The organism is Promicromonospora sp. NPDC019610 (assembly GCF_044389365.1).
Lineage (GTDB): Bacteria > Actinomycetota > Actinomycetes > Actinomycetales > Cellulomonadaceae > Promicromonospora.
Genome location: NZ_JBIRXX010000002.1, coordinates 554226 through 578920, shown reverse-complemented (window position 1 = coordinate 578920; position 24695 = coordinate 554226). Strand labels below are relative to the sequence as shown.

Here is a 24695-nt window from a genome sequence, read left to right as displayed (position 1 = left end):
CGCATGAGCCCTCGCCCGAGCCGTGCACCACTCCTGTCACCTGCACCGATACCGACGAGGACAAGACGTATCAGACATCGGGCGACGACAGCGTGCCAGGCACGGGCAGGGTGGTCACCCCGCTCTTTCCGCGAAGACCTCGGCTGCGATGTTGTAGCCATCGAACGCGCGAGCCGCCCCGGCATAGGCCTCGAGATGAATGAACAGCTCGACGATCTCCTCGGGCGTCGCACCGCTGTTGAGCGCGATGCGTATCTGTCCACGCAAGGGCTCGTGCACACCAAGGGCCGCAGCAATCGTGACGGAGATCAGAGCTCGCGTCCGGGTGTCCAGGTGCTGGGTCCGGGGCCAGGAGTCCCCAAAAGCATGCACCGTGGCGATACGTTTGAAGTCGGCGGCGTTGTCCGGTTCGCCTGGGGTGGGTTCGAGAAAGGTCTCCAGGCGGAATCCGAGCCGCTGCTCGGCCTCGTCGAGCGCACGTTCGTAGGCTGACTGCTCTTCTGCTGTTGCCATAATCTTTGTCCTCTCGCGCTTCGTGGTGATGGTGTCGGTCGACTGGGAGCGGTCGAGGCGGGACCGGTGCGCTCACGGCTGTACGGACCTTCATGATCGCCCCGCAAGGCACAGCGAGCACGGCGGAACCTGGAGCCCCCCGGCAGCCGGGGACCTCCTGCATGCCGACCGGGGCAAGCCCGTCTCCCCGCGTTGTTCGCACCTGCTTGAGCCAGCGGGCGCCGACTCGTTCGCGGGCATCCGCAGCCCACCGACCCGATCTACGGCTGTAGTACTGGGTACCCGCCAGTGCCCACCGACACGGCAATCAATGCCGGCCGTGGCACTCAGCACTTGGCGGAAGTCCGCCTTGCCCACCGATGGGACAGGGATCACCGATCCCAGTCGACGACCTTGTCGCCAGGGCCGGGAGTGAGTGTCTTCCACAGCTGGCTGGGCCTGCCATGGACAAACTCCGGGAACTCCCGCCGGTAGCCGTCCTGGCGGAGGATCTGCTTGGCGCGGGGGATGGCGGTCGAGTCGGGTGCGGCGTAGTAGCGGACCAGGACTGGATCGGTATCGACGGTAGCCCGGTAGATGACGTCGGCAATCACGGATGGCATCCACCCCCTGGCGGGACGGTGTCCCGCGTGCGCTCGCCGCAACGATGGCCGGTGAGGCAGCGATCAGTACCTCGCTGGTCACGAAGGAGGCGGAGCTCAAGGCACTCGATGTTCGGCTGGCCGACGCCCCGGTCCCGATCGAAGCGGTCGATCTCAATCGACTCACCAAGAACCTCGAGATCGTGGGCGGCTCCCTCAAGGTGCTGAACCACGCCACGGACAAAGAACGCCGAGACCACTCGGCGTTCGGTTCGACGCCGCAGCGTCGCGGATCGGTCTCAACGTGTCGTCCCTGGTCACGCCAGAGAAAGAGTGTCCGGAGGGGGACTTGGCAGGTACCGTCACGCCCTCACCTGATCGCGAGGGCGGCGTGACCTGCAAAGACCGCACATGAGAGACTCGGCGATCAACTTGCCGCGCCAGAAGGGTCGCTTGTCGTGCCGGACGCACCACCGCCGCCCGTCCACCTCGATAACGTGCTGTCGGGACTCGCCGAGAACCCCGCGCTACCGCCCACGCTCGTCCGCCGCTTCTTCGCCTACCGCAAGGGCTTCGGCAACGTTGCCAAGCGACCGGACCTGACCGACGACATGATCGCCGACATCATCGCTGTCAACGACCACCGGCTCCTGCACTCGCTCGCCCTCAACCACAGCCTCCCCCATCCCTTCCGAATGACGCTCGCCGTGCACCCGGATCCGGCGATACGCGCGGCCGTGGTGATCGGCGCGCACGACGCACCGCGAGAGCTGTTCGAACGGCTACTCGGCGATGCCGACCCCCAGGTGCGCCAACACCTGGCGGAGAGCGATCATGTTCCGGCGGATCTGCGCGCCCGGCTGGCCACCGACCCCGTCCCGAAGGTCCGGGCCTCGCTGGCCCAGTGGTGGACGCAGGCCCCGGAGCCGACGCGTCGGCTCCTGCTGACTGATCTCGATGACACGGTGCGCGCGGGAGCCTGCACGACCTACTACCCACGGCTTCCCCATCCCGTCCCACCTACCGACCTGCTCCCGGCGCTGCTGGCCGACCCGGTCACGCGCGCCGGGGCGGTACGTCACCGCACCCTGGATGCCGACACGGCCCGTCGGCTTGCCTGGGACCCGGACGAGGATGTGCGCACGGAACTCGCAAAGCACCCCGACCTCCCGGCCCCGCTGCGCGACGCCCTTGCCGAGGATCCCAGCCCGCTGGTCGCGCTCCACATCTTCGGCCGTCAGGACACCCCCGAGTCAACCCGCGCCGCAATCCACTCCCGGATCTTGTCCGATGTGCCCCCGAAGGACTGGCTTCTCGACCACCAGGTCCTGGATGACGACGCGCTCGAAGGGCAGCTCATCAGCGAGATGGCACGTCTGGAGCTTCGGGCACTGCGTCTGCCGTGGGTGACTGCTGACCCCTTGCCGTACGTCGACTCGCCCTACGCCTGCTTCCGCGCCTCCGCCGCGATGTCGGACCGCCTCCCGGCGCCGGCCGTGGCCCGGCTCCTCGACGATGAAGAGAGCATCGTACGCACGACGACGGCGCAGCACGGCCGTCACAGAGTCGATCCCGTCACTGCCGAACGCATCGACCGCAGCTACCGCCCGGAGAAGAAGACCCGATGGCGCCCGGCCGATGACTTCCCCCTCCCGACGCACGTTCTTCGGCGGCTGGCCACCGATCCCGAACCGAGGATGCGCCAGCTGGCCCCACGCGACCCCGACCTGCCGGTGGAACTTGTCCGCCGCCTGGCCGCCGATCCCGATCCGACGGTGCGGGGCGCGATCGCGACCCATCCCCAGCTTCCGACCCACGACCTAGTCCAACTGTTGGCCGATCCGTCAGAATCGGTTGCGTCCGCCGCAGCCGGCAACCCCAACCTGCCACCAGCACACATGCACCGGCTCCTCGCCCAGGCGGGCCTGTGACACCAGCCTGCGGTTCACCACAACCATGACCTGGGCCAACGAATGGCCGGCGTGAACGACGACCTTGACGCGACATTCGGCGACCTGCGGGAAGTCCTGACGAACATGGGAGCAACAGACGGGCACGGCACCGCTGGCTCGTTCCAGGTCGAGGTCAACCTCGTCGAGGGCTCAGCTCCGCCTCGGGCGCGTCGAGTCAGACACCGATGCTCGGACTCGCGATCGGCGCCGTGCTCTCCGGCAGCCTGGTCCAGTTCGCTCCCTGGCCACGCCACCTCGCCTATGTGGCTGCGATCGGCGCCCTACTGCTGTCTGCCGCACTGATCGCGATGAGCCCAGAAACCGTCGCCCGGACACCTGGCGCAAGGCGGTCGCTCCGTCCCAGCATCGGTGTCCCCACCCGCGTCCGACCCCTGCTTCCCGCCGCAACTGCCGTCAGGCTCGCCGGGCCGCCGTCGACTCGTAGCAACCCTTCGATCGCGGTGACGCCCTGGACAGTCCGGCCGGGCATGGGCCGCTCGATCAGGTCGTGACCGGTCCCCTCCTGGCCTCTGCCGACTCTGTCTGTAGGTGTGCAACATCAGCCGGAGTGGAGCCGTGCGAACTGGTGAGGCGTCCCGGACCGGAGCCGGGACGCCTCATCGGGCCGGTGAGTCCCGCTGCGCGAACCCACCCTCACCCCCATCTATGCGCGCACCGGTGTGGCTCCCTACGAGGAGCGAACGTGGCAGCGGGTACGCCTCGGCCGGTGAACCGGACGATAGCGCCAGCACTCTGGTGGCTGGTGATGGCACCAGCGTTGATGAAGTTGGTCAGCGTGCGCGTGTCGCAGTGGTACAGGAGGAAGACGGTATGGCGGCCGTCTCCCTGACCGACCGCGACGCATGCCTTACCTCGGACAGTTGTGCAGAACCGTGTTGCGGTCAGTGGTCGTCAGATTCCGGAGCGCGACCTCCTCACCATCAGCCGTGTGCAGTGGAGACACGTTCGGCGTCCAGGCCGCGGGCGCAATCCCGCTGCTGCTCGGGCCGCCCGTCGCTTCGGTGAGGCGGTTCCTGTCGGGGAAAGTAGGGTCTCGGACGTTGTATGCCTGCGCTGCCTGGGCGCCGCCGACAACGCAGAGAAGCGACATCAGTGCACTCGACAGCGCGGCAAGCCAGCGCTTCTGGAGTGTCATCTGGGTTCTCTTCCTGCTCCGCGCCCAGATCGCAAGGCCCGGAACCTGACGTTGCACGGAACATCTCGAACGTAGAGTCCGGTCGATTCTTCCTGCCACGTACTTCGACGGAGGCCGAAAATCGATGATGCCCTGTATCACGTCGAAGCCGGCCATCGTCGATCGAGGTGGCCACGCTGAACTGGCAGGAGGCGGCCCGCGCACCTCTGATCGGTGCTCTAGCAACAATAGGAGTGGCGAGCTGGGTGAACGGAAATCGACGTGCTCGCGGCACCAACAGGCATCGCTGAATCCCTCGGGAGAGTGAGTCCGGCTTCAAGAGACCGCCGCACGACGGACTGAAGGTGCGGCTGGATGGCCCATTCGGCACTGACCGAAGTAGGTTGCCGAGCGTTCCGTCTCGTCCAAGGCTCGCCTCCATGAACGCTCACGCCTCTGCCCGATCCACACGCCTCGGAATCGCACTAGCCACCGCGTCGCTCATGGCAGTCATCACCTCTGTGAGCCCCAGCGCGATGAGCGCCAGCGGCACTAGCTCGGCGGTTCAGCTGGCCCAGAGCGAGGACCTAACCACGCTCTCACCGGCGGAGATGGCGACAGCGGCCTCTGCATCGTTCGTTCCCGCGAAATCCGGATACAGCATCTTGAAGGACTACAACCCCAGGACGAGCCCTACTGCGGCACAGATCCGCGAGTACCAGCCCGACACCCAGCCGACCTGCTCCCCGGGTTACGTCTGCCAGAAGGTGCCGATGTGGGACGGCGCATCCCCGGAGATGCGGGAGTTCTGGTTCTACGACTACGGCCTCTATTCCGTCTACCAGTGGACCGGAATCGGCCGCTACGTCAACCGGCAGACCGATGGAGCGTCCTACCGCGAGTACAACTCCGCCGGCAAGCAGATCTACTGCACCGGGAGCGGTTCGGATGGCTACTACGGCGGATCGAACAACCTGGACCCGGTGTACTACGTGCGCCTCTCTCCGACGCCCTGCTGACGACCAGCCAAAGAAGGGCTACCAGATGCAACCGACCGCTCCACCGAAGAATGCGATCCAAGGCATGTCGCAGCGAGTGACACTCCCCACCAGGCTGGGGACGATTCGGACATTGGAGTCGTTATGCGTCCGTTGATCCTCCGACACAGCCTGTCCCTGGACGGGTATGCCGCAGCACCCGCGGGCGTACGCGACGACTTCTTCCTCGAGTACGACCAGGACGAGGCGTTCGTCGCGCACATGGCCACCGTGCTCGGCTCGGCCGGTGTCCACGCGATGGGCGCTCGCACCTACCACGACATGGCCGGGTACTGGCCGTTCCAGACGGGACCCGAGGCCGACGCGATGAACGCCATCCCCAAGGTCGTCTTCTCTCGTTCGCCGATCGACACCCCGTGGGCGACGACGACCGTCTGCTCCGGGGACCTGGCCACCGAGGTCGCCAGGTTGAAGGCCCAGGACGGCGGCCCGATCCTCGCGCACGGCGGCGTGCGGTTCGCCCAGGCGCTCGTGCTCGCTGACCTCGTCGACGAGTACCACCTGCTGGTCGGCCCCTTCGCCCACGGCGGCGGCAGCCCGCTGTTCACCGAGCTCACCAGGTTGCAGCTGATCGGCGTCAAGTCGTTCCCCAGAGGCAATCTCGCCTTGACGTACTCGCGTCCGGACGCCGCCCCGTCCTGAGCGGAAGCCTGGCCGTCGTCCACCTGGGCCTGTCCACGAGCTGGCAGGACTCCACGCCGGCGATCATGCGGATTCCACTGGTTGAGGCAAGGAGGCGTACCAGGATGATGGTGTATGTAGACACCAGGGCGGGCATGGCGGAGGACGGCTGGTCCGCCGCGTGGACGTTCGAGCTGGCGCACTGGGGCGCCTGCGGCCAGGGGCCCGATGACGCCGCGGCCGTGGCCGATCTGGCCGCCCGGTGCGGGCTCGCGGCCGGGGAACTGGACGTCGTCGAGCGGGTCGACCGGGCCGAGACGGGCGACGAGACGGTGTTCGACCGGGACCGCGCCCCGGCATCGGAGGCCGAACGTGCCGCGACCCTCGCGATCCTGGGCGGCGCCCGGGCCAGGACCCTAGCGCTGGTCCGCTCGGCACCGGCCGCCGTCCTGGCCTACCAGGATCCGGCCCGGACGCTGCCGACGTACGCGTCCTGGCACACCGTGGGGCAGCTCGCGATGCACCTGGCCGACACCGAGTCGCGCTACTACCTGCCGCTGCTCGGGCTGCCGACGCGTCCGCGGGCGGGCGACCTCGTGACAGAGCTGGAGGAGTCGGGCGTGCACGTGCGCCGCGAGGTGGCACGGATGGCTCCCGACCTGACGGCGACCTGGGACGAGCACGGGAGCTGGACCAGCGTGAAGGTCTTGCGACGTCTCGCGTGGCACGAACACGGCGAGCTGGACGTCCTGAACCGCCTGGTCCAGCAAGCTACTGCGGACAACCGGCGCTGATACGGCCGAGACTCGCGTCGCGGTTGCGACACGGCCGGCCGGTCCCCGCGCATAAAGCGCGACGAGCAGGGCGCCCGCCGCGGCCTCCCCATACTCCCTTCCGCCGGACGGTCGGGCGTCGTCGGCGCGGCGGCTGTGTCGAGCAAGACGGACTCGCGGCCGAGCACGACACCGAGCAGCCAGTCGACGGCGGTACGGATTCGGAATCGACTACCGGGCATCGCGATCAGGTAGCAGCCGCGAGCGACGACCTCCGCCTACGACGAACCCCGGGGTGTGATTGCGCAACATCGGAGCCCGATCCGGCCAGATCGAGCTGCGGCTTGACCTTCTCTGTGACGCCTGGGCGCGCAAGCAGCGCGCGGTACCCACGAGTGCGAGCTGATTGGGTATCACCAGAGGGCGTCCTGTCAGGCTCGAGCGAGTGGGGTTCCGACCGAGCAATAAACGTGGAACCCGCCTTTCGTAACGGTCTTGACGTACGCGGCTGCGCCGGTAATGAGGCGCAACTGTTCGTCGCTTGACTGTTTCGCACCCACGCCAGGCTGAACCATGAGGACTTGGAGCCGCGGGAAGAGTCTGGGTGCGCGCTGACGAATCCGGTATAGCTCTTCGCGGTTGCCGACCTCCGACGCAGCTTGCAGGAACCTGCAAGCCCTTGTGGAACCTCGTCCGGGACGCAACGGGCCGGACCCTTGATACCGACACCGACCTACCTCGAACAGCAAGGCGGCCAAGACCCCGGTAGTCCTGACCTGGACTCGATGGCGCCGACGCCATCAGCATCGTGCCCGCCGCGCTCATTTCCAACGACGCGAGGAGAGCGTCACCGCGGCCCACCGAACCGATCTACGGCTGTAGTACTAGTCGCAGATCAAGGTCACACGCTGGCAATTCGTGAAGCCTTGTATGCGCCCATCCGCACCCGCTATCTGGATGTAGACGAGAGCTGCCCCACCAGGAACGGGCGCGTCGAGGGGGAAGCTCTCGTAGGTTTGAGTTCCGCAGTGAAGGCTTGTGCTTCTCTCGTCAAGCTGTTTTCTCGTATCGTGCGAGGACGCGTATACCCGATCGCATCCACTGGCGTTGAAGCTTCCCGCGACGTTGACTGAGCGGTTGTACCAGGTGACTGTGCCAGCGAAGTAGCCGCCCGTGCCGTCCCTGACCAGGAAGTCCGAGGTGGGGTAGGCGGCAACGCTCGCCGGCGCCGCTGCGGCAACGGTAGGCACAGCGGCTATGGGCGCAGCGACAAGAGTGAGGACAGCCACTGCAGCGGCCACGAGCATGCCGATCCTTCTCATCGGTACTCCCTCGTTTGCAGGTCTGAATGCCTTCCATTCGGATGCTAGACGGCGAGCCTCGCCATGGCACCGAAAGTCGCTCACAGTCAGCGTCGGATCTCTCACCGTCGCGCAGAGCCGGCAAGACAACCCCTGCGCTGCCGAAGCGCGGGTCGACTCGATGGCGAAGGCAGGACAGCCACTGAACGAGCACGCTCAAACGAAGATGCAAGGTGCGGCCGCTAGCCAGACGTGCTGCGGCTGCATCCGGAGTGGTCGACGGCCGCGTTGGTGTTTCACCACCCGGAAGCGAAGTACTTCTCTGTCTGATCTCCGGGGTGGTGGCCGTCCGACCTGGTCAGACCCATTCTGGCTGGTCAGAATTCCGGACGGATCCCGATGGCTCCCGTATCCGCGTCTCGCGGCTGTCAGATGGTGGGGTGCTGGTCACGGACCGGGCTGAGCGACTCCAACAGGGACGCGATGTGCAGGATCGTCGACTCGGCGTGCCAGCTCGCTGCCAGCTGCACACCGATCGGCAGGCCGTCGCTGCTCGTGCCGAACCGCATGGACAGAGCCGGGAGCCCGGTCAGGTTGAACGGGATGGTGGCCGTCTGGATGTGCGCGGCGTCCACCGTCTGACCGTTGATGGTGAAGTGGGTGAGTCCGTGCTCGTGGGCCGGGACGGGCAGGACCGGGAGCAGGAGGGCGTCGTACTGCTGGAAGTACTCGGTGAACGCGTCCCGGAGACGTTCGATGCCCTGTTCGGCCAGGACGTAGTCCTCCACAGACGTGTCGGGGCTGGCGAGCATGGACCGGGAGACCTCGGACATCTGGTCCTCGTGGCCGGCGGTGACCTCGCGGAAGGCCGGCTTCACCTCCATGACGTGCTGCCGGTAGAAGAGGTCGAGGGGGTTGTCCCGCTCGAACGCCGGGATGCTGACCTCCTCGATCTGTACGCCGGCGCCCTCCAGCGCCTCGGCAGCCTTCTGCACGGTGGCGGCGACCTCCGGGTCGATCGGGCCGAGTCCGGAGTCGACCAGCCAGCCGACGCGGACGGGCCGGTCCGGCGATGTGCCCAGGCCGGCGTCGAACTCCCGCGGGACGACGGAGAAACCGTCCGAGCCGTCCGGACCGGAGAGTACCGAGTACGCCAGCGCGAGGTCGCGGATGGTGCGGGCCATCGGGCCCACGTGCCAGTCACGGCGCGGTGCCCGCGGCCACACGCCTGTCATGGGGATGCGGCCGTGTGTTGCCTTGAGGGCGGCGATGCCGGTGTGGGCGGCCGGACCGCGCACCGAGATGGCCAGGTCGCTCCCGAGCCCGATCGGTGACATGCCGGCCGCGATCGCCGCGGACTCTCCACCGCTGGAACCGCCTGCCGTGCGGTCGAGGTTCCAGGGGTTGTTGGTCCTGCCCGACAGGAGGTTGTCGGACTCGGTCGAGTACGAGAACTCCGGGAGGTTGGTCTTCGCGAGGAGGATCGCCCCGGCCCGCTTCATGCGTGCCACGCTGGTGGCGTCCGCGCTCGGGACGCGCCCGGCGAAGATCGGGGAACCGCGCTGGGTCAGCACCCCGGCGGTGTCGAACGAGTCCTTGACCGTGAACGGCACTCCGTGCAGCGGCCCGACCTCCGCGCCGGCCGCGAGTGCGTCGTCCGCGGCCTGCGCGGCCTCCAGAGCGCCGTCGACGAGCGTGACGACGGCGTTGACCTTCGGGTCGATGGCCTTGATGCGGTCGATGTGCGCCTGTACCACCTCGGCGGACGACACCTTTCTGGTACGGATCAGCTCGGCGAGCTCGCTCGCGTCGGAGTAGATAAGGTCGGTCTTCATGATGCTCTCCCTTGGTCAGCCGGTCACTATTAGATCGGTCTACTATTGATGGACCTGCTAGGACATCGGTGGGTGTTCGGTCAGATGTGGAGGATGTGACGGGTGACCGTCATGGCGTTGTCGAGGTAGGCCGGGCTGCGGTGAACCTTCGCCATCATGCTGGCCCCGAGCCACAGGTTGTAGAGGGTCTCGCCCGTCGCGCGGGGGCTGTCGTCGACGGACACGGACCCGTCCGCGACGCCGTCGGTGATCATCTGCTCCAGCCGGTCGATGATCGCCGTGGTCCCGACCTTCGTCGTGGTCCTCATGGCCTCGGACAGGTCGGCGATCTCCGCGCCGAGCTTGACGACCAGGCATCCGCCCTGGCAGTCGTTGACGGCTTGTAGGTCGTAGAAGTTCTGCCAGTACCTCATCAGGTGTTCCGCCGAGCTCTTGCTCTTGTCGGCGACGATCGCGTCCATGGTCGTGAGGTACTCGTCGAAGTAGGCCTCCATCATCGCCTCGCCGAAGGCATCCTTGGAGCTGAACCAGTGGTAGAACGACCCCTTCGGGACGCCGGCTTCTGCGAGCACCTCGTTGATGCCAACTGCTGCGTAGCCCTTCACGGCGACGATCCGCCGTGCGGAGTCGAGGAGGCTCTTGCGTGTTTCCACCCGGGTGACTGCCATGGGTCGACCGTAGCATCGGATTAGACCAGTCGTCTACAGTCTATGAGCACCGACGAGCCGCTACTCGAATCGGAGTCTGCTCACTGTTGCAGGGCGGGTATGGCGTCAGCGCGGGCGCGGGTTCGACCCGAGGGTCTGAGGGGATGGTCTGCGTGATCTTGGTTGGCCCTCTCGCCCATCAGATGTACCCAGCCCACAACGCCAGCCCTCCTCGGTGGGACTTCGACACACCTGCGCACAGCCTGGGGAGGCCTATTTCCGACGGCGCACTTGTAGGGACTCAGCCCAAGCGGGAGCACATTGACTCGATCGGCCCACTGGGAGGACATCGTCAACAAGATCACCGTGACGCTGCGGCGCGCTCCGGGTGCGATCGTGATCTCGCGCGCCTCAGCACCCAATGGAAAGCACACACTGCTGGATCGTCACCGATCGTAGCGGCGCGCACGCCGACTCGCAGGCCAGGGCGTGCCGCGGCCAGGAGTACGCCGCCATCGCATGGACGACGCTCGGCCCGACGCGTCGGGTCTCACCAGTCCGTACGGAAGTCCCTCACGCTCAGCGCGCGCGGCACATCTATCGTCGCAGCAGGCCGCTGATCGCCGCGGGCACGACAAGCGGCACCGTGACGATCCCGGCGAGGCCCAGCAACGCCCAGATGAACTCCTCATGCCCCCATGGGAAGACGTCGACCTGGCGAACAACCTGGGGATCATCAGGCAGATGGATCACGTCGATCGGATCGCCGTCTCGTGGCACACCGGTCCATCGGCTGATCCACGCCTCCTCCCCGTCGACCCGGATGGTCAGCTCCTCCTGGTGGTTGCCGGCCCATTCCGAGCCGACGACCTCTGCGTGGGCAGGAACGCCGCGTTCTTCAAGGGCGACCAGGCCACGGACCTCCTGGACGGTGAATCCGACGCCGAAGCACGTCAGCGTGATCGGCAGGAAGACGAAAATCAGGATCGACTTCCAGGCGCCTACCTCACGCGCCCAGTCACCGACCTTGTGCCAGCCAGCCGGTACCCACCTGAGCGGGTTGCGGTGCGTCCGCAGTCCAACTTTGCCGCCAGGCGCGTCCGGATCTGGACGAGGGCGCCAGGCCGGGTCACGAACCCGGCGCAGTAGCAGCGCGACGCCCGGCGGCACCACGGCCACAACCAGCCAGAGTGCGCCGATCTCCAGCAGCGCGGTCGTGGCGATCCACGCGTCGACGACAGGCGCATCCGTCGCGACGATCCGGCCGGGGTTCAGCGGGTCATAGGTGATCGGCAGCGTGTCCCCGACGTTGGTGTCGCGGGGCCAGTGGCGCAGGCGGGTGCTCACTGAAGTGTTGTCGTCAGGGACAACCGTGATTTCGTGTGGCCCCCGGCCACCCCTGGTCAGCGCAACGACCTTGGCCGACGTCGTCACGCCACGCTCATCGAGGATCGCGAAGGTACGGAAGTGCTCCACCGACAACCACGTCGTAGGCATCGCGATCGCGCAAACCGTGAGCATCACGACCACCAGGCTCGGCGTCGTGCGATCGCGGTTGTGCCTCGCGAACTTGGCGAACCAGGCGCTGTCAACGGAACGGTCGCGCTGGAACTCAGTCATCGTGGCCGCGAGCATACTCCGCGCGTTCGAGCTGGCAACCATGTCCGAGTTGTCTCAGCACAGGGCCTCCGGTCTGGTCTCGGCGCTGATGCACGGAGGTCGGCCGCTGGCCGGGCAGCGGATAGGCTCGCGCGGTGCTCGAGGACCTGGACACGATCAACTGGAACTGCTTGGACGGGGCCTATGGCCCCGCGGGCGACACAGTCGAGATCTTGCGAGGTCTTGCCTCGTCCGACGAGGAGGTCGCAGGCGAGGCGCTCGATGCGTTCTTCTCCTCGATCTGGCACCAGGGGACGGTCTATCCCGTGACCGCGGCGGCGGTGCCGTTCATCGTGGACCTGGCCGCGGGTCGAGCTGTTCACCACCGGGATGCTCTGTGCTTCGCGCTGGGTGGGTTCGGAGACCCCAACATGAGCGACGGGACCGCCCTGCCTGCGGTTCGAAGGGCGCTGCAGGCCCACTCGGATTCGCTGCTGCCGCTGCTGGCGGACCCCGAGAGCGCCGTCCGAGAGGCTGCCACCTACGCAGTCGCCCACTCGGGCGGTGGGGAGAAGGCTGCGGCTGCCCTTGCCGCACGGCGAGACGTCGAGGACGAGCCGCAGGTCCGGGCGGGCATCGTGCTGGGCCTGTGCGCGGTCCGGCCCGCCGCCGGGCTTCCGGTCGCCGAGGCTGGGTTGCGCGAGCCGTTTCCTGTCCCGCTCGCAGCCGCCCACGCGCTTCTCGACGCCGGGCGCGCGGTGCCTGCTGAGGCGTGGGAGAGCCTCGCGCACGCGATCGGGCGGGAGGCGGAGTGGAGCGGCGCCTGGACCGAGTCCTTCGCACGATTCGACGGTGTGATCGAACGCCTCGACGTCGTTGCCGCGCGGAACATCATCTCGATGATGGGGACCGGGGCCGCCGAGAGTCGGATCGGCCAGGCCCACAACCTTGGTCGGCGCTCGCGCGCCAGCCGGTCGGCAGCGTTGGATTCGGTCGGACAGCTCCGCGACCTTCTGGCTGACGACGACGCCGGCGTCGTAGCGGCTGCCGTCGCGGCGGCAGCCGCTGCCGGCCAGGCGGCGTCCGGCCTTGCGCCGGAGCTGGAACGCCTGGCGCTCGGTGATGTCGCCGACCACCGTGGGCCGGCGAACATGGCGATCGCCGTCCTGACCCGGCTCCGGGACGCCCGCGTCCTCCCCGCGCTGACGGCGGCATGGGAACGTGGCCAGTCGCCGGATGCGCTGCGTCTGCTCGGCGACAACGTCCCGTCCTTCTCCCCGGACGCCCTGACCGTCGTCCGCGACCGGTTGGCGACCGTGCTCGAAGCCCCAGCGAACGAGCGCGATCAGTGGGCCACGTCCGCGGGTTGGCCGAAGGGCCCCTCTCCGCTCGTCGCGGTGCTCCAGGGCTGGGGGCCTGCTGCCTCACCCGCCGTCGACGTGCTCGTCGGCGCGCTGCCCGTGGCTCCGTACGTCGCTCCCGCGGCGCTGGCTGCGATCGGCCCGGCGGCCCGTGACGCTGAGGCTGCGCTCCGCGCGGCGGCCGACAGAGACGGTCTTGCCGCGCTCCGGGCGGCGCACGCCCTGCACCACGTGTGCGGGGATCCCGCGCCGCTGGTCGCGGTGGCCGCAAAGCTCCTGGACGGCGGCCAGCGGCTTACCGACTGGGACCTGAACCTGATCGCGGGCCTCGGAAGCGCTGCCGTGCCCTTGGTCCCGCGCCTGCTGGCCTACCTGACCGGCCATGCTGCCGAGACCCACCCCGACCGAGAGGTCCAGGTCGCCAGCGCGCGCATCGTCTGGCGCGCAGTCGAGGACATCGATGCCGTGGCCCCGACCCTTGAGGCGATCTTGCGAAGCGGGGATCGGCCTGCGGCCCGAGCGGCCGAGCTCTGTGCGGAGCTCCCGTCCGATTACCTCGGTCTGCTTGTGCCGGTGCTGCAACGCCTTATGGAACGCGCCGGTGCCTTCAGTGCGCTCGCACGAGTCCCGGCGGCCCGTGCGCTCTGGCGTGCCGGCACTCCTGCAGCAAGCCTCACACCGGTCCTCCTCGAGGAGATCGCCGGCCCGTGGGGAAGCATCGACGCCACAGACCTGCTCGTCGAGATGGGCGACGCCGAGGCCGTCCCCACACTGCGCACCCTTGCGGAGCAGGACGCGCGCATCGTCACCTCCGGCGACTGGGACGACCTCGTCTGGGCCGACGACCGTCTGCATCAGCGACTTCTCGATGCAGTCACCATGCTTCAGGTCACGAACCGGGGCATGTGAGATGACTGCTGCCTGGATAGGTGACCCTGTCACCTATCCAGGCAGCGGTCTCGCTGGGAGCCTCGTCCCGTGGATCCCGAAACCCCAACCGCGCGATCGCAGATCACCGTCCAATGGATTCCTGAACTCGGTGACGTCACAGAGTTCGTTCAGCTGACCTTCGTGCCGCGCCGCATGGCTATCTACTTCACCGGTTCCTCCGTGGTCGGGCTGACGCTGACCGTAGGATCGTGGAACTATCCAGCGGCTCGCACCCTTGCCATAACTCTCACCGTCGCCACGATCGCCGCGCTGGTCTGGAACCTCCTCGTGCCCAGCGTGGTACCTCGGCGGCTCTGGGCGAAGCAAGCGAGCGCCCGGAACCCAACAGTCTGCAGGATCGACGCGGACGGGATACTGTGGAACAAGAGGCAGTGACCTCAACGCACAGATGGGACGCTGTGAAGTCTGCGGTCGAGACCGAGAAGGTGTTCTTGCTCTACGGCGCCAGCAACAGGCCCCCGACCCCGATCCTGGTACCCAAGCGCACACTGGAACCCGGGGATATCGCGCTCGCTCACGACCTCATCACGGGCCATGTTTCGCGATACCGGCGACACGGCTACCGCTGAACAGCACTGTCGACACATCAGCCATGGATGCTTCACCCGCCGATCCCTACGGGCAGTCCTTTAGCGTCGCGGCTCAGGGAGCTTCGTATGGCGTTGACCAGTCTTATCTGCGCCTGAGCTGGTGCCCGCCTTGCCTGCTCGAACGCCTCAGGGCTGAGTGGATCGAGTCGTGGGTCGTGGCTCCGCGCCACCTGGTCCAGGAATGAATCTATGGACCGTCCGAAGCTGTCGATTTCAGCCGCAACATCGGCGGGGGCGACCAGGCTCGATCGCAGCAGGGCCGCGCTCCACTCGCTCCAGTCGTAGTCCCAGCCGCGCTGATCGCCATGCGCTCTGCGGAGCTCCATCGTGAACCTGGCGTAGTGGCTCAGCAGTTCCTGGTAGGCGTCAAGTTGTTGGTCACGCAGCCAATGGCGATCCTGTGCCCGTTGCGTCACGATGCCGCCGACGATCACGCCGAGCGTGGCGGACAAAGCCCCGGCGGCTGTCGTCAATAGGATCTCCAGCATGCTCTCGCCAACCCAAGCGCTCGATTTCAAGTGAGACGAATGTACCGGTCAGCAAGGTCGAGCGAGAAGGGACGGTAGAGGTCCGCGTTCCAGCGTCGTTGCTGGTGAGACGCTGAACGACAGCGTGCCCCGGTTCGAGCTGGATCGGTAGTTCGTGGATCGCAATCGCGGCGTTGTCGCCGGTCGAGGACGACCTGCCCCATCGATCCGACCAGGTCATGGCGGCACAGTTCGGCCCGAACTTCTGGGACCTGAACTGCCTGGGCTCAACCGCTGGTCGCAACACCCGAGGTCAGGTGGGTGTCGTGGGGCGACCGTCGAGATGAAGGACGGAGGTAGCCAAGCGCGGGCGGATGCATCACGGGGGCATCCAGGACATCGGCGCACCGATGACTGCGAGCTGCCAGTCCCGGAGAAGCCGGCCCACGATCTGCGGGGAGTCGCTCGATCCAGGCTCGGCCAGCCTGACCCTCCCGGTTGATGGTGTGGCTGGCGAATCCAGCCGGTATCGCGAGGAATTCCGAGGTCGCGCGCTCCATCATCCATCACACCGGTTGCGGGTAGCGGTCGTACGCACGGGTTCCTTAGGCTGACGTGCGCCTGGGTTTGGTACGGCGCTCTGGGGCTCGACGAGCGTTACGTCCATCGATTACCGAGGGCAATATGAGAATGCATCTATTAGCGCCATAGGCCGAGATGTTTCTGCAGCAATTTCGTTGATGTTTTGCGCTATTTCGCGTAGATATGTCGTATGGTTGAGGGGCGCGTACGGCCTTGGTGGTGGTTGGCCGCGGGTGGTGTGGCAGCGGTGGGTGCTGGGGTGCTCACGCTGGCCGAAGGCAGTGTGCCGTGGCTGATCGTCGGCTTCATCACGGCGTGCGTCTCCCCCGCTGTGCCGTTCGTCGCGCGGTGGGCGGAGGAACAGGAAAAGCGGCGCGCGGCACGTTTAGCCGTTGTCGAGTCCTCAGTCTTGTTGCTCGACGCCGGCGGGCCGTCCAGTCTGCTGGCGCCGGACCGTCAAGTCGTCCCCTTTCACGGCAGGGCCGTCGAGCTGGAAGGTCTCGTCGGGTGGTGCCAGGGCGAGGGCTCTCCGCTGCGCCTGATCACTGGCCCGGGCGGCGTGGGCAAGAGTCGTCTCGCCGCTGAGCTCAAGGATCGGCTGACAGGTCGCGGGTGGGTGTGCGTGGCGGTCGGCGAAGAGCAGGAACAGACGATCCTGGCACGTGTTCGCAGTTCCACAGACAGACCGATCTTGTTGGTCGTCGACTATGCCGACACCCGTCACGAGCTCGACGATCTCGTGCGACAGATCGCCGCCGATCCCAGCGAAGTACGTGTACTGCTGATCGCTCGCACGGCCGGGGAATGGTGGCAACGCCTGACCGTCGGTGGGCCGAAGGTACGGGAACTGATCCAGGGCGCCTATGACGGCAACCACCTCCCGGTGCGGATCGACACGGAGATCACCGACCAGCAGATCGTCGACGCCGCCGCGGCCGCGTTCGCTCGACAACTCGGGATCCCCACGCCACAGGTCCAGCTACGCGGGACCCATCAGTTTCGTGGCCGTGTCCTTGACCTGCACGCGGCAAGCCTGGTCGCGGTCCTGCGTGCTCAACGCACGTATGCCGGCCAGAGGAGTGACGAACCCCTGGACGTTGACGTCGCCATGGTTCTTAACGACCTGCTCGGGCACGAGCAGCGGCACTGGATCGGCACCGCCGACCGTGCCGGGCTCGCAAACGGACCCGACGGTCTGACCATCGAGCTACTGCGCTGGGTGGTCGCCGCGGTCTACCTCGCACCACCGTCCAACGAGTCCGAAGCCCTCGAACTGCTAGCACGGGTCCATCCCAGCGCCGCAACTCCCAAAGTGCTCAGATGGCTACGTGACCTGTATCCGACACACAACACCGAACACTGGATCGGCACGCTGCAGCCGGACCGCATGGCCGAGCTGCATCTGGTCAACGAACTCAGCGCCGCCCCCGCTCTCGCCTCGGCTCTACTGGACAACCTCGATGCGCGAACGGCCCGCAACGCAGTAGCCGTCCTCGCCCGGGCGGCAGCCGACCATTTCTCCGACCACGACGTCCGAGCGCGGGCAATCCGTCTCCTGGACCGCACCCTTTCGGGCCTGCCCGAAGATCTGGAACTTCTACGTTCTATCTCGCCGGCGTTCCCGTACCCGTCTGAGCTCTTGACCCGGTCCAACCTGTCCATGCTCCACCGGATCCTCGATCTGACCGACCCTGGTGATGCCGCCCGGAGATCCTGGGTCCTACATGACATCGGCACACGCCTGCACCGGTTGGACCGAAACGCCCAAGCCTTCGAACCGCTCAGCGAGGCCATCCGGGCCCGGCGTCAGTTAGCCGCGACCGAACCCGGCAAGTACGCACCACATCTGGCCGCGTCGCTGCGGTACCTCGGCCTCGTCCTGTCCGACCTCGGGCAAGCCAACGAGGCCCTCGCACCAACTCTGGAAGCCCTACGCCTCGAGCAGCACCTGCCCAAGACCGACCGCCGCAACCGCCTGCCCTACCTCGCCCGCACCCTGTGTGACCTCGGTGCCCGCTATCACGAAGCCGCCTGCCCGAGCGTGCCATCCTCACGCTGCGCGAATCCGTCAAGATCAACAAGTTCCTCGTGAGCAGCGAACTGGAACGAACAAACCCTCAACTTGCGCGCTCGCTCATGAACCTTGCCATCGCGCAGAACATGCTCGGCCGAGCCGCCGAGGCGCTGCCCAACATCGAACGAGCGGTGGAGATCCGGCGGATCCTGGCCCGGGACAACCCTGACGGCAACCTCGTCTTCCTCGCCCGCTCCCTCACCGAACTCAGCTCATGCCTCGTTAACGACACCCGCCCGGACGAGGCCATCGGGCCCGGCCAGGAATCAGTCGACATCCGCCGCCGGCTCGCAGAAACCAACCCCGAACGCCACATCGGCGACCTCGCGAGATCACTGCACCAGACTGCGACCGCCCACCACGACGCCGGGAACAGCAGTCAAGCCCTCGCCTGCTACGAAGAAGCGATCAGCACTCGACGCGACCTGGTAACTCGTCACCCCAGCAACGACGCTCAGACCGCCTTGGCAGAATCCCTCGCCTGTCTCGCCGCACTGCAACTCACTGTGCAGCACCCCGCCGCAGCCCTCCCGCTCGCCCAGGAAGCAGCCCGGCTCATCGAATGGCGGACAGACGCCCAGCCGGAGAACCTGCGGCCCGTCGCGAAACAGCTCACCACCGTGCTCATCAGTGTCGCCAACGTCCTCGACGCAAACGAACACACCCACGAGGCACAGGCACTCCGACGCGAGATCGCGGCGCTCCAGAACTCTGACACGGGCACCGAAACTGCGGGCGGCACCGATTAGGAATGCGATCCCGAGACCGCGCATCCCCGGACGACGCAACTCCCCCGGAGGAGGCGGGCCTGCGTGGTCGCAAATCGCCTGTCTGCGGGTGTGATTGCGATCTCGCATGCCTCAGCACCCAATGGGAAGCACACCCTGGTTTCGGGTTCGAGGTTACCCGACGACCGAGCAAGTTGGTCTCGCGGCGGGAGACGGCGCCACCTGACCGTGCAGCGGCGCCAACTTAGTTGCGGCCGGGGCATTTCCGGATCCTCGATACGCTCCGAAACGACGCCGATCCCCCACGCGCGTCTCAGTGGTCGGCCTTCGGGCCACCTGCGCGAGGGTGGGAGCCGCCTTACACAAGCCGCCGCTGAACGATCGCGTAGTGCACGCTCATCTGCTTGCCGGCCACCAACGGCAGCCGCTCGAGGATTGCCGCCGCGGACTCCGCATCGTCAGCGCTCAGCATGATCGTCACCTCGGTGCGCCCCTCGTGCAGGTAGGCGGCATCCACAGCCCCCGTCCGGCCCAGCTCTGCGAGGGCCGCGTTCTCCGCGGTCACCATCTCTGCCGTGAGCAGGTCGGGGCGGTCGATCCTGCCCGTCGCGATCATCATCGCCATGTCGCCGTTCCTTTCGTCGATGCGTTCACCCTACACCCTGCCTTGCGTTTTGATAGTTAGGTGGTTACGGTGCGCGCATGACTTACGAGCAGATCCGCGTGACGCGGACGTCTCCGGCCCTGTGGCGCGTGGCCTTCGACGCGCCTCCCATCAACCTGATCGGGCCGCGGATGGTCGTCGAGCTGCGTGAGCTGCTTGACGAGCTGGAGTCGGACCCGCTGGTCTCTGTGGTGATCTTCGAATCCGCGATCGAGGACTACTTCCTCGCCCACTGGGACATCGCGGCCGACCCCGAGCTGGTCAACTCGCTGCCCGCGGGGCCGACCGGGTACCACCCGTGGCTGGACATCCTGATCCGGTTGAGCAAGGTTCCCGCGATCACGATCAGCGCCATCCGCGGTCGGGCCAGGGGCGCCGGAAGCGAGTTCGTGCTCGCCACCGACATCCGGTTCGCCAGCCGCGAGAAGGCCGTCCTGGGCCAGTTCGAGGTCGGCACCGGTGCGGTGCCGGGCGGCGGAACGCCATCGCGCCTGCCGCGGCTGATCGGCCGGGGCCGTGCCCTGGAGATCCTCGTCGGCGCCAGCGACTACGACGGGGAGCTGGCCGAACGATACGGCTACGTCAACCGTGCCTTGCCGGACGCGGAGCTCAATGCATTCGTCATGGCCTTCGCCGAGCGAGTCTCGAAGTTCGATCTTCGCGCCGTTCAGGAGGTCAAGGCATTCGTGAATGCGGCCTCCCTGGCTCCCGACGAGGAGTTCCCGCCGCAGATGGACGCGTTCTGGGCCTCGGCGAGCCGCCCGGAGACCCAAGATCGCGCCGGGCAGCTGTTCGCACAGGGCCTGCAGCAGGCGTCCGAGACCGAGCTCAACCTGGGTGACGCACTCGGACGGCTCGACGTTCCCGAGCAACCTCCGCGCGTCCGATGACGCTCGACAGAGACGGCATACCTGATGAGAGACGAGATCGTGAACCGGATGAAGGCTGACCGCTCCGCTCCCCCGGTCGAGGAAGGGTCCTGCTCGTTCTCGCGCACGGTGGACATGGTCAAGGAGCGCTGGACGTTCCTCGTGCTCCGTGAGTCACTGATAGCCGGCGCCACCAGGTTCGAGGACTTCCTTCAGATCCCTGGCCTCAGCACACGCGCTCTCGCAGAACGACTCGACATGCTCGTGGCCGCCGGGGTCATGAACGAGCGTCACGCGACCCTCGGGGGCACCGACCACTTCAGCTACCACCTCAGCGAGCAGGGCATGCAACTCGTGATCATCCTGCGCGCACTCGGCGACTGGGCCGACCGGTTCGCGCAATAACCAGCGCGCTAACCAGCTGTGAGGGGGGCCACCCGGGGTGGCTTTCATCCAGAAACCCAGCCTAGACTTGGTCCATGAGTAGTTCCACGAGTACACGTCCGCCTGTCACGACCCCCGCCGAGGACGCGTTCTGCTCGATCGAGCGCACCCTCGGCATTGTGGGTGAGCGGTGGACGTTTCTGATCCTGCGCGAGTCGCTGACCAACGGCGCCACGCGTTTTGACGAGTTCATCGACGCCCTCGGGATTGCTCCGAATATCCTGACCACGCGGCTCAAGAAACTGGTGGAGGCGGGGGTCCTGGAGAAGCGGGAGTATCGCGTCGAGGGTTCGCGTCCCCGTATGAGCTACCACCCGACCGAGGCGGGCAAGCAGTTGCTCGTCGTCCTCGGTGCGTTGGGGCAGTGGGGTGACGACTACATCCCTCCGGAGCGTGGGGTCACCCAGACACGCGAGACGTCGCACGACCACAAGAGGCTCCGTGTCGGGTTTGTCGAGGACCCGTCGGTGTTGAAGGATGTCGACGAGATCGAGTTCGTGAACACCCCTGTGCATCCGCGCTACGAAGCCGCCTGACCGAACGGCGAGGAAGCCTTGGCCGCACGACGTCTCCAGAGTCGCTCGTCTCCGATGACGACCAGGAGCAGTACCGCGGTGTTGAGCAGGGCCACCTCGACCCTGGTGGGATCGATCACGTGGGCCAGACCGAGCCCGTACATGACCAGCAGAGCGGCGATTCCGGCGACGTGCGTGGGTATCCAGCCCGTCTGTACTCCGATGGAGACCTTGAAGGCAAGCAGCCCCGCCAGGTAGACGGCGGTGCCGAGCAACATCAGGGTCTGCACCGTCAGGTCAGCATGATCTGCCGGCGCCTCCAACGCGAGCTCCGAACCATGCGTGGAGAACACCAGCCCGATCACGAGCACCGCGTGCAGGTAGGTATATGAGGTGCGGGCGACCGTTCCGGTGGTCTCGTGACCGGCGATATAGCGTTGGCCGCGATCCTGCCCGTGTGCGAAGTAGAGGAACCACATCGCCACGGCGTTGGCGAACGCGGCCAACGCCGCGAACACCACCGGCACGGTCAATCCGTTGTCGGTCAGCCCCCGGCCGACGACGAGGATCGACTCGCCGAGAACGATGATGATGAACAGCGCGGAGCGCTCGGAGAAGTGGCCGCCACGGATGCGCCACGCGTCCCACCGGGAACGACCGCGGGCGGGGATCCAGAACATGGACCACGGGCCGGTGTACTCGATCACGACCGCGACCGCCCAGGCAGTGAGCCTCAGCCATGGGTCGTCGGCGAAGCTCCCGGCGACCCAGAACACCCCCGAGGCGCTGGACCAGATCAGGATGCGGGCCTGCCCTGCAGCGATGGCGGGCGCGGCCCGGCGGGTGGCTCCGAGCACGCCGAGGGTGCGGCTGAAGCTGTAGGTCAGATAGGCGGTGACGAAGAGCGCTGCTCGGTCCTCGAACGCGGACGGGATCGCGATGCTCATGACGAGTCCCGTTGCCGTGAGGACCAGGAGCAGCCAGAGCACGCGCCGCCGGCCGGGATCGAGCCAGTTGGTGGCCCATGCCGTGTAGACCCAGACCCACCAGACCGCGAGCGTGACGACGAGGCCCTCGAGCATGCTGAGCGGCGTCGGGTGCTCGCCGAGAACCGCGGAGATCTGGGTGATCGCGAACGCGAAGACGAGGTCGAAGAACAGCTCGACATAGGTGACCCGCTCGGCCTCCTCACCGTCACGGCGCAGAAGCCCGACAAACGCGCGCGCGATGATGTCGCCGCTCATCGTGGGCTACCTCTTCAGGTTCTGGGTGTAGCGCCTGATGACGAGCAACCCCGCGAGGGACGCAGCGATGGTCAGGCAGCAGAACCCGATGGCGGCAGAACCTGTGCCGAACGTGCCGAGCACGATGCCGGCGATGATGACGGGGATACCGAAGGTGAGATAGCTGACAACGTACATGGCGGAGAACACGCCTGCGCGGTCGTCTGGTTCGGCGGTCTGGATGACGAGGCGGATGTAACCGGAGAAACCGACGCCGGCCCCGACTCCGGCGATCACAGCCCCGGCGGCGAACAGCCACACGTCGACGGTCGCGACGGCGACCCCCTCGATCGCGGCTCCGGCGACGAGGGCCACTGCGGAGACCTGAGCGCTCTGCAGTGCGGTGAACGAGCGCGTGAGCACGACGGCGATCGCGCCGGAACCGGTCAGCAGAGCGATGATGCCGCCGTTGACGATGCCGCTGTGGATGTTGAACACGTCGCGGTTGATCTGTGGGAACAGGCCGAGGACCAGCGAGGTCGTCAGCCACACGCCGATGTTCAGGAACGAGCTGGCCAGGAACGCCGCACGCGACCGAGCGGGCACGTGCAGCCGGGGCAACAGCGACCGCACGGCTCCCGGGTGGCGCGGGATCGTCTCCGGAGCGACCAGGACGAGAGCAAGGCCGACCAGCAGGATCGCGATCAGCGTGGTGAACACGACCGGGATGGGTGCGTCGACGGCCTGGATGATCAGCCCGGAGGCGAGCGATCCCGCAGCGAGACCGGCAAGCGGCGTGATGCTTCCGACGGTCGCCCCCAGCTGGCGGTTGCACTTCGGCGACAGGTCAGCAAGGGCGGCGGAGACCGTGGAGGTCGCGACGCCGGTGGCGAAGCCTTGTATGGCGCGGGCGAGCAGGACGTGACCGATGTCGGTGGCGGTCAGCAGCAGGACCAGGGCGATGATCTCGGCGATCACGGCGCCGATCAGGACGGGCCGACGGCCCAGGTAGTCGGAGACAGAGCCGACCGTCAGGAGCGCGATCAGAAGGGTGAAGGCGTAGATCGAGAATGCCAGGCTGAGCAGCCAGGAGTCGAAGTGCCAGGCCGCCTGGTAGAGGACGTAGATCGGCGACGGCGCGGCGGATGCCGCGACGAACGCCACGGACACCCATGCCATGCCGAAGAACGCGACCCGGCGGCGCTGGTCGGTGAACGGCCGTGTCGGACGATGGGTCAGGGTGGACGCGCTGGGTGTTGACACGGCGGTGGTTCCGTCCTTACAGCAGGTGGAGGTCATGACGAAGGGCCGACAGGTGGTTCCCGTCGGCCCTTCTGCGGACTAGGCCAGCTCGGCGTTGGCCTTCTGGGCGATCGGCGCGATCTGTTCGCCGAGGTGGTGCTCGATGTCGGTGTCCTGCTGCAGGCCGTGCTCGACGAGTGCCTTCGTCACCGCCTGGAAGGACGGCGTCGAGGCGGCGAACCAGAACGCGTCCGACTGGGGCGGGAACTTGGCGTCGGCGGGCAGCGTGTCGGCGTTCACGGCGGTCTTGATCTCGCGGATCACGCGCGGGTCCCACCGGGACACACGCGTGGCCCAGGCCGCGACGAACTCCTCGAACTCGGAGTCGTCGATGGCGCGGTTGACGTAGCCGTACCGCTCGGCGAGGTCGCCGTCGAAGTCGGAGCCCGACAGCAGGATCTCGAAGCTGCGGGCGCGTCCGACCAGCGGGCTCAGCCGTGCCTGGGCGCCGCCGCCGGCCAGCGCGGCGAAGCCGACCTCCATCTGTCCGAGGATCGCCTTCTGGCGGCTGGCGAACCGGATGTCGGTGGCCAGGACGAACTCGCTGCCGGCGCCGCGAGCGATCCCGCGGATGGCACTGACGGTGACCGCCGGCACCTTGCTCAGCCGCACCAGCACGTCAGGCCAGGCCGCGAAGCCCGTCGGGCTGGGCAGCGACTCGGCCTCGGCCGGGTTCGCCAGGAGGTCGTAGTGGGCGAGGTAGAAGTCGGGGTTCGCGCTGTCGAAGACCACGACGTTGACGCCGGGGTCGGTCTCGAGCTCGGTGAGCAGCTCCTTGAGCTCGCGGATCATGTCCGGGCCGATGACGTTCACCGGCGGGTTGGTGAAGGTCACGCGCCAGAACGTCTCCGATTCTGCGGTGAGCGTGAACTGCTTGGGCTGGAACTCGTCGATGAAGGCCATGCTGGTA

Annotated in this window: 23 protein-coding genes; 12 read left to right on the top strand and 11 right to left on the bottom strand. The window is 67.1% G+C overall.

What is annotated here, in order from left to right:
- Window positions 1-114 precede the first annotated feature (114 nt).
- Together ACH45N_RS14125 and ACH45N_RS14120 are read right to left on the bottom strand one after the other, a co-directional pair.
- Window positions 115-513, bottom strand: a complete 399-nt coding sequence (locus tag ACH45N_RS14125; RefSeq protein WP_397394831.1) for a carboxymuconolactone decarboxylase family protein — start codon at window positions 511-513, stop codon at window positions 115-117.
- A gap of 371 nt (window positions 514-884) precedes the next feature.
- Window positions 885-1106: a hypothetical protein gene (locus tag ACH45N_RS14120; RefSeq protein ID WP_397394829.1), complete on the bottom strand. Its 222-nt coding sequence runs from the start codon at window positions 1104-1106 to the stop codon at window positions 885-887.
- Window positions 1107-1108: 2 nt separating this feature from the next.
- On the opposite strand from ACH45N_RS14120, the gene ACH45N_RS14115 reads away from it, so the two are divergent.
- The 5 genes from ACH45N_RS14115 (at window position 1109) to ACH45N_RS14095 (ending at window position 6654) form a co-directional block, all read left to right on the top strand.
- Window positions 1109-1489, top strand: coding sequence for a hypothetical protein (locus ACH45N_RS14115; RefSeq protein WP_397394827.1), 381 nt, complete (start codon window positions 1109-1111; stop codon window positions 1487-1489).
- Between the two features lie 63 nt (window positions 1490-1552).
- Window positions 1553-3025: a hypothetical protein gene (locus ACH45N_RS14110; RefSeq protein ID WP_397394825.1), complete on the top strand. Its 1473-nt coding sequence runs from the start codon at window positions 1553-1555 to the stop codon at window positions 3023-3025.
- 1659 nt (window positions 3026-4684) lie between these two features.
- Window positions 4685-5200: a hypothetical protein gene (locus ACH45N_RS14105; protein WP_397394823.1), complete on the top strand. Its 516-nt coding sequence runs from the start codon at window positions 4685-4687 to the stop codon at window positions 5198-5200.
- Between the two features lie 123 nt (window positions 5201-5323).
- Entirely contained in the window at window positions 5324-5881 is a 558-nt protein-coding gene (locus ACH45N_RS14100; RefSeq protein WP_397394821.1) for a dihydrofolate reductase family protein, read from the top strand.
- 104 nt (window positions 5882-5985) lie between these two features.
- On the top strand, window positions 5986-6654 hold the full coding sequence (locus tag ACH45N_RS14095) for a hypothetical protein (protein ID WP_397394819.1): 669 nt from the start codon (window positions 5986-5988) through the stop codon (window positions 6652-6654).
- An 863-nt stretch (window positions 6655-7517) separates the two neighbouring features.
- Here the strand turns inward: ACH45N_RS14095 and ACH45N_RS14090 are convergent.
- From ACH45N_RS14090 to ACH45N_RS14075, 4 genes are all read right to left on the bottom strand, one after another.
- Window positions 7518-7955: a hypothetical protein gene (locus ACH45N_RS14090; RefSeq protein WP_397394817.1), complete on the bottom strand. Its 438-nt coding sequence runs from the start codon at window positions 7953-7955 to the stop codon at window positions 7518-7520.
- Between the two features lie 407 nt (window positions 7956-8362).
- Window positions 8363-9769, bottom strand: coding sequence for an amidase (locus ACH45N_RS14085; RefSeq protein ID WP_397394815.1), 1407 nt, complete (start codon window positions 9767-9769; stop codon window positions 8363-8365).
- 80 nt (window positions 9770-9849) lie between these two features.
- Window positions 9850-10437, bottom strand: coding sequence for a TetR/AcrR family transcriptional regulator (locus ACH45N_RS14080; RefSeq protein ID WP_397394814.1), 588 nt, complete (start codon window positions 10435-10437; stop codon window positions 9850-9852).
- A gap of 576 nt (window positions 10438-11013) precedes the next feature.
- The gene (locus ACH45N_RS14075) at window positions 11014-12036 is read right to left on the bottom strand and encodes a hypothetical protein (protein WP_397394813.1); all 1023 of its coding nucleotides are present in this window, start codon (window positions 12034-12036) and stop codon (window positions 11014-11016) included.
- 134 nt (window positions 12037-12170) lie between these two features.
- On the opposite strand from ACH45N_RS14075, the gene ACH45N_RS14070 reads away from it, so the two are divergent.
- A complete protein-coding gene (locus tag ACH45N_RS14070; RefSeq protein ID WP_397394811.1) occupies window positions 12171-14285 on the top strand; it encodes a hypothetical protein in 2115 nt (704 codons plus the stop codon).
- Between the two features lie 69 nt (window positions 14286-14354).
- Window positions 14355-14702 carry a hypothetical protein gene (locus ACH45N_RS14065; RefSeq protein ID WP_397394809.1) on the top strand — a complete coding sequence of 116 codons (348 nt, stop codon included), beginning with the start codon at window positions 14355-14357 and terminating at the stop codon, window positions 14700-14702.
- A gap of 226 nt (window positions 14703-14928) precedes the next feature.
- Here the strand turns inward: ACH45N_RS14065 and ACH45N_RS14060 are convergent, their stop codons facing one another.
- On the bottom strand, window positions 14929-15405 hold the full coding sequence (locus ACH45N_RS14060) for a hypothetical protein (RefSeq protein ID WP_397394807.1): 477 nt from the start codon (window positions 15403-15405) through the stop codon (window positions 14929-14931).
- A gap of 820 nt (window positions 15406-16225) precedes the next feature.
- Between ACH45N_RS14060 and ACH45N_RS14055 the strand changes: the two genes are divergently transcribed.
- Window positions 16226-18058 carry a hypothetical protein gene (locus ACH45N_RS14055; protein WP_397394805.1) on the top strand — a complete coding sequence of 611 codons (1833 nt, stop codon included), beginning with the start codon at window positions 16226-16228 and terminating at the stop codon, window positions 18056-18058.
- On the top strand, window positions 18055-18789 hold the full coding sequence (locus ACH45N_RS14050) for a tetratricopeptide repeat protein (RefSeq protein ID WP_397394803.1): 735 nt from the start codon (window positions 18055-18057) through the stop codon (window positions 18787-18789). The genes ACH45N_RS14055 and ACH45N_RS14050 overlap by 4 nt, the downstream gene beginning before the upstream one ends.
- 337 nt (window positions 18790-19126) lie before the next feature.
- On the opposite strand, the gene ACH45N_RS14045 is transcribed toward ACH45N_RS14050, so the two are convergent.
- Complete coding sequence (locus ACH45N_RS14045; protein WP_397394801.1) at window positions 19127-19393, bottom strand: hypothetical protein; 267 nt, start codon at window positions 19391-19393, stop codon at window positions 19127-19129.
- A 77-nt stretch (window positions 19394-19470) separates the two neighbouring features.
- Between ACH45N_RS14045 and ACH45N_RS14040 the strand changes: the two genes are divergently transcribed.
- The 3 genes from ACH45N_RS14040 to ACH45N_RS14030 all read left to right on the top strand — a co-directional run bounded on the left by ACH45N_RS14040 (window position 19471) and on the right by ACH45N_RS14030 (window position 21281).
- Entirely contained in the window at window positions 19471-20322 is an 852-nt protein-coding gene (locus ACH45N_RS14040; protein WP_397394799.1) for an enoyl-CoA hydratase/isomerase family protein, read from the top strand.
- A 24-nt stretch (window positions 20323-20346) separates the two neighbouring features.
- Window positions 20347-20706, top strand: a complete 360-nt coding sequence (locus ACH45N_RS14035) for a winged helix-turn-helix transcriptional regulator (RefSeq protein ID WP_397394797.1) — start codon at window positions 20347-20349, stop codon at window positions 20704-20706.
- Between the two features lie 74 nt (window positions 20707-20780).
- Entirely contained in the window at window positions 20781-21281 is a 501-nt protein-coding gene (locus ACH45N_RS14030) for a winged helix-turn-helix transcriptional regulator (RefSeq protein WP_397394795.1), read from the top strand.
- On the opposite strand, the gene ACH45N_RS14025 is transcribed toward ACH45N_RS14030, so the two are convergent.
- The 3 genes from ACH45N_RS14025 to ACH45N_RS14015 are packed head-to-tail and all read right to left on the bottom strand — an operon-like array spanning window position 21266 to window position 24688.
- Window positions 21266-22504, bottom strand: coding sequence for a low temperature requirement protein A (locus ACH45N_RS14025; protein ID WP_397394794.1), 1239 nt, complete (start codon window positions 22502-22504; stop codon window positions 21266-21268). The two genes, ACH45N_RS14030 and ACH45N_RS14025, sit on opposite strands and share 16 nt — an antisense overlap.
- Before the next feature lie 6 nt (window positions 22505-22510).
- Entirely contained in the window at window positions 22511-23782 is a 1272-nt protein-coding gene (locus ACH45N_RS14020; protein WP_397394792.1) for an MFS transporter, read from the bottom strand.
- 42 nt (window positions 23783-23824) lie between these two features.
- The gene (locus tag ACH45N_RS14015) at window positions 23825-24688 is read right to left on the bottom strand and encodes an enoyl-CoA hydratase/isomerase family protein (RefSeq protein WP_397394790.1); all 864 of its coding nucleotides are present in this window, start codon (window positions 24686-24688) and stop codon (window positions 23825-23827) included.
- Window positions 24689-24695: the final 7 nt, after the last annotated feature.